This window comes from Streptomyces sp. NPDC047453 (assembly GCF_040643155.1).
GTDB lineage: Bacteria > Actinomycetota > Actinomycetes > Streptomycetales > Streptomycetaceae > Streptomyces.
This window is the reverse complement of the sequence record NZ_JBEYTS010000032.1, coordinates 29,848-42,885: the sequence shown is the minus strand read 5'-3', so window position 1 is coordinate 42,885 and position 13,038 is coordinate 29,848. Positions and strand designations below refer to the sequence as shown.

Genomic DNA, 13,038 nt, shown 5'->3' with positions numbered 1-13,038 from the left:
AACAGGACACGAATAATGTGGGTTTCCCATAGGAGAAATACGATCGAGTCGCCCCGGGATGCCCGTTTCGCCATCGCCTTGCCGAATTGTGGGGGCAAGTGCGCGAGTCATGCTGGCACCCGGCCGACAGCCGAGTCCAGCCACCACCGGTCCGGCCCGGGGTGTCAAAGGGTGTTCAAGCACGGGCCGGTGATGTTCAACTGTCCTGTCCGGTCAGTTGAACATCACCGGTCGACGGCCCGGCGCCCGTCGACCGGTGCCGCCGCACACCGCCGCACCGGGGCGTACGCGGAATTCGGGTTCACCGTTCGAGCCGTTCCGATACGGACACGCACACCTCGGGCAATGGAAGTCCATGATTTTGACGGGTCGTTCCACGGACGCCGGCAGAGCGGTACGGCTCCCCGTGAGAGCCGGCCCGGTCCGCGGGCCGCGCCTCCGGTCTGCTGCCAGGACGTCCGGCGACCGGCGGGGTCGTAACTCAGCCATTCTTCCGGGTGGAACGAGGAAGTGCCGAGTGCTTCGAAATCGGGGTGAAGGCCATGGAAGCGGCGCAGGTCCTGGAAGCACGGCTGGGAACGGTCCCCGGCGCCGGGGTGCGGACAGCGGCGGGAACCGGGCGGGCCCAGGGTTGACAGACCCGTATCTCATTGCCAACCGTCCACGGGCTCACGTAAGGGTTGCCCCTGATGTCGAAGGGTCTTCGCGCCACTACCGTGAGCCAGGTGGACGGAACGGGGATCCGCGCGTCGCTCTGCAACCGATCAGCTACGCAAGAACACACCGTGCGCCCGGAGTTCGACACCTGGGTGACCAGATCGAGGAGGAATCCGTGACCTACAGGGGTGCCGACGTTTCCGCAGAGGAGACGAACACACGCGGCAGGTCCGCCGGCTGGACGGCAGGGCGGATCGCTGCCGTCGTGGTCGGTGGAATCCTGTCCCTTGTGGCCCTGACACTCGTCGGCGTGGGTGGCACCGCCATGGCCATGGCCTTCCAAGACGACGGTTACATCGACCTGGGCACCGACCGGTACGCGCACCGCACCGACACCTACGCCATGGCCACCGACGGCTGGAATCCCGACAAGGCGATGGGAGGCCTGCAGGAATCCCTCCGGATCACCTACACGCCGGACAACGCCGCCGACCCGGTGTTCATCGGCCTCGCCGACGAGGCCGGGCTCCGCCAGTACCTGGACGGCGTCCAGCACACGACGATCCACGACTCGGGGGCCAAGGGCGACACCCAGACCGAGCAGCCGGGCGGCGCGCCCAAGACGCTGCCGGATCAGGCCGACATGTGGTTGGCCAAGGCCAGCGGAAAGGGTGCGCAGACGCTGAAGTGGACCGTGCAACCGGGCGACGTCGCGGCGGTCGCCATGAAGGCCGACGGGTCGAGCGGGCTCGCCGGCCATGTGACCGTGGCCGCGAAGTTCGCCTATCTGTCCTGGATCGGCGTCGCGTTCCTGGTCGCCGGCCTGGTCCTCCTGGTCGGATCAGTGGTGTTGCTGATCATGCGGCCGGTCCGCCATGCGCGGCGGCGCACCGTCTGACCCCTGCCGACCGGGCGGCGAGCCCGCGAGGACGACTGGACGCAGGCACGGAGTTCCGTGCCTGCGTCTTGTTCTGTGCCCGCTCGGCACAAAGCTGCGCAAGAACAAGTCCTCGTCAGCGCAGTGGGGTTGGGGCGCAGCGTCAAGCTGGACAGATCGATCCCCCGATGGGTAAACAAGCACGTGAAGCTCGGGCGGACAGGTTGATCTTGGCCATACACCCCAGGGACTTCATCTCTTCTCAGGCACTCCCTCCCCCTAGACACTCCCTCCCCCACCAACCGGTCGGATCGCCAGCCAAGTTGGAAACAGCTCACGGCGCGGGCGGATTCGCCGCCCGCGGCAGGAGACGCGCCGAGCGTGGACGGCCAGGCGCAGGTCATCGCCGAGGCGTGGGACGCCCCACCGTCACCGGCACCGCGCCCCACGTGGCCGACGGCGGCGCGGCCACCGACGCGGTGCCCCCGCGTCGCGATGAGGCCACCGAGCCGGCGGAACCGGAGAGGTCGTCCGACGCGCAGGTGGAAGCACAGCCGCGGGAGCTCTCGCCGCGGAGTCCGCCGCCGAGACCAACGATCAGGAGACTGGCGCATGACCGACATCGACCTGACCAGCCTCACACCGGAGCAGAAGCGCGCACTGTTGGCGGAGCGGTTGCGGCGCAAGGGCGGCGACCGGCCGCCGGCGCGCAAGCGGCGGTTCGTGGCGTCGTTCCCCCAGCAGCGCATGTGGTTCCTGGACCAGCTCAACCCGGGCAGCGCCGCCTACAACATCCCGGCGGCGGTGCGTGTGCACGGTCCGCTCGACGTGGAGCTCTGGCGCCGGAGCCTCGCCGAGATCGTCCGCAGGCACGAGTCGCTGCGCACCACGTTCGACGAGGCCGACGGCGAGCCCGTGCAGGTCGTACACGACTCCGGTGAACTGGAGCTGACCGTCGAGGAGTGCGGGCACCTGCGCGGCCCCGACGGCGAGGAGGACATCAAGGAGCTGGCACGCCAGGAGTTCGCCCGTCCGTTCGACCTGGGCACCGGGCCGCTCATGCGGATGAAGTTCCTGCGCCTGGCCGCCGACGAGCACGTCCTGCTGCTCACCATGCACCACATCGTCGCCGACCTGTGGTCGACGTCGGTGCTGCTCGGCGAGCTGGTCGCCCTGTACCAGGGCCACCTCACCGGCACCAGGGCCGAACTGCCGGAGCTGCCCGTCCAGTACGCCGACTACGCGGCCTGGCAGCGCAAGAAACTGGCGGGCCCGGACTTCGCGGCCGAGCTGGAGCACTGGAAGAAGGCGCTCGAGGGCGCCGCGCCGATTCTCGAGCTCCCCACCGACCGGCCGCGACCCGCCGTGCTGAGCACGGCCGGCGGCTCGCGGCCCTTCCACCTGTCCGCCTCGGTGATGAACGGCGTGCGCGAGCTGAGCCGGGGCACCGGCGTCACCCCGTTCATGACCCTGCTCGCCGCCTATGTCGTGCTGCTGCACCGGTACAGCAGGGAAGAGGATGTCGTCGTCGGCGTGCCGGTGGCCAACCGCGGGCAGTCCCAGATCGAGCGGCTCATCGGCTACTTCGTCAACACGCTCGCGATCCGCAACGACGTGTCCGGCAACCCCTCGTTCACCGAGCTGCTCGGCCGCGTGCGCCGCGCGGCCTTCGACGCCTTCGCCTACCAGGAGGTGCCGTTCGAGCGGCTGGTGGAGGAGCTGCGCCCGGAGCGGGACCTGTCGCGGTCGCCGATCTTCCAGGTGTCGTTCGTGTACCAGAACATCCCGCTGCCGGAGTTCGAGGCCGGCGGGCTGCGCCTCGAGCTGATGGAGGTGGAGAGCTCCACCGCACGGTTCGACCTCGAGCTGCAGGTGTTCGAGCAGGGCGACGGGCTCAGCGGCTGGTTCGAGTACAACACCGAACTGTTCGACGCGGACACGATCGACCGCATGGGTGGCCATCTGAAGGTGCTGCTGGACAACCTGCTGGCCGACCCGGAGCAGCCGATCCTGGACGTCGCGCTGCTGACCGAGGCCGAGGAGCGCGAGCAGCGCGAGGAGCGGGAGGACACCCGCAACCAGTGGCCCGACCAACTGCTCACCCACCAGCGCGTCGAGCAGCAGGCGGTGCTGCGGCCGGACGCCGAGGCGGTGTACTGCCAGGGGAGGACGCTCACCTACGCCCAACTCGACGCGTCCGCGAACCAGCTGGCCCGCAGGCTGAGGAGCCTCGGCGTCGGGCGCGACGCGAGGGTCGGGGTCTGCCTCGAACGCTCGCTCGACATGGTCGTCGCGGTGCTGGCCGTGCTGAAGGCGGGCGGCGCCTATGTGCCGATCGACCCGGAGCTGCCCAGGGACCGCATCGCGTTCATGATCGAGGACGCCGGGCTGCCCGTCCTGGTCACCCAGAGCTCAGTGGCGCCGGGCCTGCCGGAGTCCGGGGCCACGACGCTGTGCGTGGACGAGTTGCGCGAGGAACTCGCCGCCGAGTCCGCCGAGGTCCTCGGCGAGCCGGTCGAGGGCGGGGACCTCGCCTATGTGATCTACACGTCGGGCTCGACCGGGCGCCCCAAGGGCGTCCAGCTGCCGCACCGCGCGCTGCGCAACCTCTTCCGGGCCATGAAGCAGTGGCCGGGCATCGACGCCGGCGACAGCCTGATCGCGGTCACCACGCTGTCGTTCGACATCGCGACGCTGGAACTGCTGCTGCCGCTGGTCGAGGGAGCCCGCGTGGTGCTCGCCACCCGCGAGGTGGCCACCGACGGCAAGCTGCTGGCCGAGGAGATGGCCGCCACCGGCGCGACGATGATGCAGGCGACCCCGTCCACGTGGCGGATGCTGCTCGACGCCGGCTGGCCGGGCCGGCCGGGGCTGCGCGGGCTGATCTGCGGCGAGGCGCTGCCCCCCGACCTGGCGCGGCGCCTGCTGGCCAAGGGCGTGGACCTGTGGAACATGTACGGGCCGAGCGAGACCACGATCTACTCGCTGGGCACCCGGATCGTGGACGACACGATCACCATCGGCAGACCGATCGCCAACACCGAGGTGCACATCCTCGACTCCGAGGGCCGTCCGGTGCCGCCGGGCGTTCCCGGTGAGCTGTGCATCGGCGGCGAGGGGCTGGCGCGCGGCTACATCGACCGGCCGGAGCTGACGGCGAGGCAGTTCATCGCCAACCCGTTCGAGTCCGGCCTCGCCGACCGCCTGTACCGCACCGGCGACCTGGTGCGGCGCCGGGTGGACGGCAACGTCGACTACCTCGGCAGGCTCGACCACCAGGTCAAGCTGCGCGGCTACCGGATCGAGCTCGGCGAGATCGAGTCCGTACTGATGTGGCAGGAGCAGGTCAAGGACTCGGTCGTCGTGGTCCGCGAGGACCAGCCGGGCGACCAGCGGCTGGTCGCCTACCTGGTGCCGGACCCGGCGGCCGGTACGACCGACGAGCTGCGCCGCCGGCTGCGGGCCGCGCTGACCGAGAAGCTCCCCGCCTACATGGTCCCGTCCGCGTTCGTGTTCCTCGACGCGCTGCCGCGGACCCCGAGCGGCAAGACCGACCGCGGCGCGCTGCCCGCGCCCGAACTGGCGCAGGAGACCCGTTCGGCGACGGCGTACGTCGCGCCCCGCGACGCCGAGGAGAAGGCCCTGTGCGACCTGTTCGCCCAGGTGCTGAACGTGCCTCAAGTGGGCGTCGACGACAGCTTCTTCGCCCTTGGCGGGCACTCACTGCTGGCCACCCGGCTGGTGGCGAGGATCCGCGGCACGCTCGGCGTCGAGGTGCCGGTGCGGGGTCTGTTCGAGAAGCCGACCGTGGCCCAGCTGGCCGGGCTGCTGCGGCAGGGCGGCGGCGACACGCGGCCCGCGCTGAGCCGGATGACCCGGCCCGACCCGCTGCCGCTGTCGTTCGCCCAGCGGCGGCTGTGGTTCCTGCACCAGATGGAGGGCCCTTCGCCCACCTACAACCTCCCGGTGGTGCTGCGCCTCACCGGTGCGCTGGACGTGGACTGCCTGCGGGCCGCCCTCGCCGACGTCGTCGCCCGCCACGAGTCGTTGCGGACCGTCTTCCCGGACACGGGCGCGGTGGCGTGCCAGCACGTCCTCGACCCCGAGCAGGCGCGGCCCGAGCTGCCGGTGACCGAGGTCGACGCCGACGGCCTGGACGACGCGGTGGCCGCCGCGGTCCGGTACTCGTTCGACCTGACCACACAGATCCCGCTGCACGCGGAGCTGTTCGCGGTCGGCGCGGACACACACGTGCTGACCGTCGTCGTCCACCACATCGCGGCGGACGGCTGGTCGCTGGCGCCGCTGCGGCGCGACCTGGCGGCCGCCTACCGGGCGCGGCTGGCCGGCCACGAGCCCGGGTGGGCCGAGCTGCCCGTGCAGTACGCCGACTACGCCCTGTGGCAGCGCGAGTACCTCGGCGCGCAGGACGACCCCGAGAGCACGTGGTCGCGCCAACTGGACTACTGGCGCGGCGCGCTGGACGGCCTGCCGGAGCGGATCGCCCTTCCGGTCGACCGCCCGTACCCGGCCGAGACGTCCCACGACGGGGACACGGTCACCTTCCGGTGGGACGCGGACCTGCACGAGGGGCTGGCCCGCCTGGCCCGCGGCTGCGACGTCAGCATGTTCATGGTGCTCGACGCGGCGCTGGCGGTGCTGCTCAGCCGCCTCGGCGCCGGTGGGGACGTCCCCATCGGCGTGGGGACCGCGGGACGCGACGACCAGGCCACCGAGAACCTGATCGGCTTCTTCACCAACACCCTCGTGCTGCGCACGCGGATCTCGGACGGCCAGACGTTCCGGGAACTGCTCGGCGCGGTGCGGGAACGCACCCTCGACGCGCTAGCGCACCAGGACATCCCGTTCGAGGCCCTCGTCGACAGCCTGCGGCCGACCCGGTCGATGTCGTACCACCCGCTCATCCAGATCCTGCTGTCCTGGCAGAACGCGACCGACGAGACCCTGGACCTGCCCGGGGTCGAGACGGCGCCGATGGTGATGAGCACCGGCACCGCCAGGATGGACCTGGTCTTCCTGCTGCACGAACGCCTCGCGGGTGACGGCACTCCGGGCGGTATCGAGGGCGGCATCGAGTACAACGCCGACGTCTTCGACCCGGACACGGTGCGCGCGATGGTGGGCAGGCTGCGCCAGGTGCTGCTGGCGATGATCAGCGACCCGGACCGGCCGGTCGGCGACGTCGACCTGCTCACCCCGGCCGAGCGGCACCGCGTGCTCGAGGAGTGGAACGGCGCGGCCGGCGAGGTGCCGGCGGCCGGTCTGCCCGAGCTGTTCGAGGCGCAGGTGGCCCGCACCCCGGACGCCGTCGCGGTCAGCTGCGGCGACGAGCGGCTGACCTACCGCGAGCTCGCCGCGGCCGCGGACCGGCTCGCGGGCCGGCTGCGCGGACTGGGGATCGGCGCCGACGGCGCCGAGGACGCGGTGTGCCTGCTGATGGACCGCTCCGTGCGGCTGGCCGTGGCGATCCTGGCCGTCATCAAGGCCGGCGGCGTGTACGTGCCGCTGGACCGCCGCTACCCCGAGTCCCGCATGCGGCTGATCATGGCCGACACCGGGGCGAGCGTGCTCCTCGTGGACGGGGAGGGGCTGGAGCACCCCACCCCCGACGGGATGCGCGTGCTCGATGTGGCCGCCGAACCGGCCGCTGCCGACGGTGCGGCGGACGGCGCCGTCGACCTCGCCCCCGCGGGCGGGCCGGACCGGTTGGCCTACATCATGTACACCTCCGGCTCCACCGGGACGCCGAAGGGTGTCGCGGTCACCCACCGCAATGTGGCGGGTCTGGCCTTCGACCACCGCTGGCGGGAGGGCGACCACACCAGGGTGCTGGTGCACTCTCCGACCGCATTCGACGCCTCCACCTACGAACTGTGGGTACCGCTGCTCTCCGGCGGCCAGGCGGTCGTGGCACCCGCCGGCGACCTGGATCCCGAGGTCCTGGCACACACGATCACCGGACACGGCGTCACCGCGGCGTTCTTCACCACCGCCCTGTTCAACCTGCTCGCCGACCAGCGTCCCGACGTCCTGGCCTCGCTGCGGGACGTGTGGACGGGCGGAGAGGCCGTCTCCCCCGCCGCTTTCACCCGTGCGCTCGCCACCTGCCCCGGCACCAGGCTGGCCCATGTGTACGGTCCGACCGAGACCACGACCTTCGCCACCGTCCACCCCACCCGGCAGCTCTCGGACGGCACGGTGCCGATCGGCGGGCCGATGGACGACACCCACGGGTACGTGCTCGACGAGCGGCTGCGGCTGGTGCCGGTCGGCGTTGCCGGCGAGCTGTACCTCGCCGGGTCGGGCCTGGCCCGCGGCTACCTCGGGCAGCCCGGGCTGACCGCGCAGCGGTTCGTCGCCTGCCCGTACGGCGCACCGGGGACGCGGATGTACCGGACCGGTGACCTGGTCCGCCGGCGCGCGGACGGGCAGATCGAGTACATCGGCCGGATCGACACCCAGGTCAAGATCCGCGGCTTCCGCATCGAACCGGGCGAGATCGAGAGCGCGCTCGGCGCGCACCCGGCCGTGGCGGACGCCGCCGTGGTGGTGCGGGAGAAGTCCTCCGGCGGCAAGGACCTCGTCGGCTACGCCGTGCTCACCGAGGGCGCGCACGCCGAGCCCGCCGAGTTGCGGTCGTTCCTGGCCGAGCGGCTGCCCGAGTACATGGTGCCGGTCGTGGTGATGGTGCTCGACACGTTCCCGATGACCAGCAACGGCAAGGTCGACCGCCGCGCGCTGCCCGAGCCGGACCTCGGTGCGGGCAGCGAGTCCCGGGCGGCTCGGACGCCGGTCGAGCAGATCCTCTGCACCGTGTTCGCCGAGGTGCTCGGGGTGCCCGAGGCCGGCGCCGAGGTCGGCTTCTTCGACCTGGGCGGCGACAGCATCCAGGCCACCCAGCTGGTCGCCCGGGCCCGTACGGCCGGGCTGGTGTTCACCGTCCGGGACGTGTTCACCCACCAGACGGTGGCGGGCATCGCCCGGGTGGCGAGGCCGGCCGACGAGGACACCGGGGCGGGCGTCGCGGACGTCGGCACCGGCGAGATCCCCTTGCTGCCCGTCATGGAACGGCAGCGGCAGCTGGGCGGCTCGATGGTCGGCTTCGACCTGTCCGCGACCGTCGGCCTGCCGTCCGATGTGGACGCGGACCGGCTGACCGCGGCGCTGCAGGCGGTGGTCGACCGGCACGACGCGCTGCGCACCCGGCTCGTGACGGGGGCCGACGGGCAGTGGTCGCTGCACGCCGACGAGCCCGGCACCGTGCGGGTGGCGGACGTCCTGCGCCGCGTGGACACGAGCGGGCTGGCCGACGCGGACGCGCGAGCGCTGATCGCCGAGGAGACGGCCGCCGCCAAGCAGCGGCTCGACCCGGCCGCGGGCGCGATGCTCCAGCCGGTGTGGTTCGACGCCGGGGCGGAGCACGCGGGCAGGCTGCTGCTCGCCGTGCACCACTTCGCCGTCGACGGCGTGTCGTGGCGGATCCTGCTGGCCGACCTCGCCGCCGCGTGGGACGCGTTGGCCGCGGGCCGCGAGCCGGTCCTCGCGCCGGTGGCGACGTCACTACGCGGCTGGGCGGCCCGGCTGGCCTCCGGCGACGAAATCGCACGGCACCGCGCCGAGCTGCCGGTCTGGCAGGACGTCCTGCGGGACGCCGCGCCGCTGGTGGCCGGGGAGCTGGACAAGGACCGCGACGTCTCCGGCACCGAGGGGCGCCTGTCGGTGACCCTGCCGGTCGAGTACACCACGCCGCTGGTCGCGCAAGTGCCCGCGGTGTTCCGCGGCGGCATCCAGGACGTACTGCTGACCGCCTTCGGACTCGCCGTCGGGCGGTGGCGCGCCCGCCGCTGCGGCGGTGACGGCAGCGGCCCGGTGGTGCTGGACGTGGAGAGCCACGGCAGGCACGAGCACCTGGTCGACGGCGTCGACCTGTCCCGCACCGTGGGCTGGTTCACCAGCGTCCACCCGGTCCGCCTCGACTGCGGCGCGCTGTCCTGGGACGAGGTGACCGGGGCCGGCGGCGAGCTGGCGGCCGCGGTCGCGCGCACCGGCAGGCAGCTACGGGCGATCCCGGAGCGCGGCCTCGGCTACGGGCTGCTGCGCCACCTCGACCCGGAGACCGCGCCGCAGCTCGCGACGCTGCCCGCGCCGCAGGTGCTGTTCAACTACCTCGGCCGCGTGCCCGTCACCGACGAGGAGACGCCGTGGCTGCCGCTGCGGGACGACACCGCGCCCGGCACCGCCGGTGCCCGGCCGCTGCCCTACCCGCTCGAGGTCAACGCCGTCACCCAGGACGGACCGGACGGCCCTCAGCTGGTGGCCAACTGGAGCTGGGCCGGTTCGCTGCTCACCGAGGACGAGGTCCGCGAACTCGCGGACGCCTGGTTCGACGCGCTGCGCGCCCTCGCCCGGTGCGCCCGCGCGGTCGAGGACGGCGAGGTCGAGCTGGTCCACGACGACGACCATCGCGCCGCGGCCGTCAGCGCGGCCGAGCTGCTGCACGCGCCGATCCCCAAGGCCGACCGCGGCGACGGCGCCGGACTGTCCTTCGGGCAGCTGGAGTTCCTGCTCCAGCCGGTGGGCCCCGACCACGCGCACCACGGCGTCATCACCGCGTTCCGCCTGCGCGGCGAGCTCGACGTCGCCGCGCTGCGCCGCAGCCTGGACGACCTGGTGCTGCGGCACGACATCCTGCGCACCCGCTACGTCCAGCGGGGCTCGGCGACCCTGCAGTTCGCCGACGGCAGGCCCGCGTGGCCGATCGAGACCGTCGACCTGCGCGCGCATCAGGGGCAGGCCCAGCTCGAGGAGCTGCGCGAGCTGCTCACCGGGGAGACCCAGCGGCCGTACCGCATCGAGGACGGGAACCTGGTCCGCGGCCTGCTCGTGCAGCTCTCCGGCCAGGAGCACGCGCTGGTGCTCGTGGCCCACCACATCCTGGTGGACCACTGGGGCTTCCTCGTGATCGTCAACGAGCTGTCGGAGCTGTACGCGGCCCACAAGGCGGCGCGGCAGCCGAAACTGCCCGACGTGCTGGTCCAGCACCTGGACTACGCGGCCTGGGAGCAGGGGCTGCTGGCCGACGGCGCGCTCGACGAGAACATCGAGCACTGGCGCAGGGAGCTGGACGGCGCCGCGCGCACGCTCGACTTCGACGCGCCGGCGCACCAGCTGGACGACTTCGTCGAGGGCTACAGCCACGGCGTCGTGATCGGCGCGGAGGTCATGACGGCGGTGAGGGAGGCCGCCCGCCGCGAGGGCGTGACCCTGTACATGATGCTGATGTCGGCGTTCCACGTGCTGCTGCACAGCTACTCGGGCGCGACGGACATCGCGGTGAGCCACCCGCTGGCCGGCCGCGAACGGCCGGAGACCAAGGGCATGGTCGGCCCGTTCATCAACGTCATCCTGAACCGGTCGCGGATGGCGGACGACCCGACTGTCCACGAGCTGGTCCAGCAGGTCCTGCGGAACGAGCTCGACGCGTACTCGCACCAGAACGTGCCGCTGCGCGCGCTGGTGAACGACGGCGTCATCGGGGACGGCAACCAGCTGCCCCTGCGCGTGATGCTCAACCTGCTCGGCGTGCCGAGCGACGAGCTGGCCCTGGACGGGCTCGAAGTGGCGCCGCTGGACGTGCAGTTCGGCGACGAGAGCCCGATCCCGGGGCTGATCCTCGCGATCGAGCCGCACAACGTCGACCTCTACCTGGTCGCCCGCGAGGTCGAGGGCGAGCTGCGCGGCCTGTGGGTGTACCGGCCGGACTGCATCGCACCTCCGGTCATGGGCGCCCTGGTGCGCCAGTGGCCGCGGGTGCTGGAGCTCGTCGTGCGGCACCCGGAGCTGACGGTCTCGCAGTTGCGCGACCTCGTGCGGGCCGAACAGGAAGAGGCAGCCGGCGAGGGGCACGACCGATGAGCCTCCTCGCCGGGAACCCCGACGAGATCCCGATGCGCTCCGACATGACCGTCCACGACGTACACCGCCCGCCGGTGGCGTGGTGACCAGCCGCTGCGACAAGGAGAGGACGATGGCGAACCCGTTCGACGACCCCGACGGTGCCTACCAGGTTCTGGTCAACGAGGAACAGCAGCACAGCCTCTGGCCACGCGACGTCCGCGTGCCTGCCGGCTGGTCGCCGGTGTTCGGTCCGGACACGCGGGACGCGTGCGTCGGCTACGTCGAGTCCCACTGGACGGACATGCGCCCGGCACCGGTGCGGGCGGCCCGGTGACCACCGAGCTGGCACAACGCTCGCCCCTGCGGAGCTGGCAGTTCCGCAGGGTCATCACCGCGGAGTTCATCTCCTCGGTCGGCACCCAGATGACAACGCTGGCGCTGCCGTGGTTCGTCCTGATGACCACCGGCTCACCCGCGCGGATGGGGCTGGTGTTCGTCATCCAGATCCTGCCGGTGCCGCTGCTGAGCATGCCTGCCGGGCTGCTCGTGGCCCGGTGGGGTGCCCGCCGCGTCACGATCGTCGGAGACATCGCCTACGCGGTGCTCATAGCGGCCGTGCCCACGCTGTACCTCGCGGACATGCTGCCGTTCTGGGCGCTGCTGGTGATCGTGGCCCTCGTCGGCTGCGTCGCGTCGGCGTACCTGGGCGCGCAACGCATGCTGCTGACCGAGGCCATAGGCCCGGACGAAGGCGCCGTCACCGCGGGCAACGCCCTGTTCGAGACGGCGACCTCGACGGCGCGGCTGGTCGGCCCCGCGGCCGCCGGCTTCCTGATCGTCCAGATCGGCGCGCTCAACGTGCTGTGGGTCGACGCGGTCTCGTTCGCGGCGTCGGCCGCGCTGCTGACCGGGCTGCCGCGCCGCGAGTCGGCGCCTGAGCCGCTGTCGGCGAACAAGATGGCGGAGGGCGTGCGCTACCTGTTCCGGGACCGGGTGCTGCGGACGATATCGCTCGCCGCGCTCGGGTACGGCACGCTCATGCCCGTCGTGCTGCTCGCGTTGCCGGTCATGGCCAAGAGCCGGTACGACGCCAACCCCCATGTAGCCGGCTGGCTGCTGGCCGCGTGGGGCGGTGGCACCGCGTTGGGCACCGTGGTGGTCGCCCGGCTCGCGCGCCGGATCTCACCGACCCGCTTCGCGGCGTGCGGAGGTGTGGGCGCGGCGGTCGTCCTGTGGCTGCTGCCATGGGACCAGCCGGCCGCCACGGCGGCGCTGACGGTGGGGGCCAGTTGCATGTTCCTGCCCGCGGTGACCGCGCCCGCCGTCACACTGATGATGCTGCGGCCGCCGGAGCACCTGCGTCCGCATGTGTTCCCGGTGTTCGGCGCCGCTGTTTTCGTGGCGAGCCCGGTCGCCTACGCCACGGCGGGCGTGCTGTTCGAGCACCTCTCGGTGAGCACGGTGCTCGTGGCGGTCGCCGCAGGGGCGAGCCTGTGCGCGCTGGTGCTGCTGAACCTGGCCCGCCGCCCCGCGAACTGATCCGAGCCCCGGGAAAAGGGAGAAGCGCCCGCCTGGTGGCGGGCGCT

At 72.2% G+C, this 13,038-nt stretch carries 4 protein-coding genes; all 4 read left to right on the top strand.

The features are described from left to right. Window positions 1-832 precede the first annotated feature (832 nt). The 4 genes from ABZ818_RS25365 to ABZ818_RS25350 all read left to right on the top strand — a co-directional run bounded on the left by ABZ818_RS25365 (window position 833) and on the right by ABZ818_RS25350 (window position 12,991). Window positions 833-1,555 carry a hypothetical protein gene (locus ABZ818_RS25365; protein ID WP_361418878.1) on the top strand — a complete coding sequence of 241 codons (723 nt, stop codon included), beginning with the start codon at window positions 833-835 and terminating at the stop codon, window positions 1,553-1,555. Window positions 1,556-2,146: 591 nt separating this feature from the next. Then, complete coding sequence (locus tag ABZ818_RS25360) at window positions 2,147-11,470, top strand: amino acid adenylation domain-containing protein (RefSeq protein WP_361418875.1); 9,324 nt, start codon at window positions 2,147-2,149, stop codon at window positions 11,468-11,470. A gap of 112 nt (window positions 11,471-11,582) precedes the next feature. Beyond that, entirely contained in the window at window positions 11,583-11,786 is a 204-nt protein-coding gene (locus ABZ818_RS25355; protein WP_361418872.1) for an MbtH family protein, read from the top strand. Beyond that, entirely contained in the window at window positions 11,783-12,991 is a 1,209-nt protein-coding gene (locus ABZ818_RS25350) for an MFS transporter (protein WP_361418869.1), read from the top strand. Before ABZ818_RS25355 ends, ABZ818_RS25350 begins: the two co-directional genes overlap by 4 nt. The last annotated feature ends 47 nt before the right edge of the window (window positions 12,992-13,038 follow it).

Excerpts from the sequence above, each read along its gene's own strand:
- ABZ818_RS25360 (WP_361418875.1), top strand. The coding sequence starts at position 2,147 with ATGACCGACATCGACCTGACCAGCCTCACACCGGAGCAGAAGCGCGCA.
- ABZ818_RS25355 (WP_361418872.1), top strand. The coding sequence starts at position 11,583 with ATGGCGAACCCGTTCGACGACCCCGACGGTGCCTACCAGGTTCTGGTC.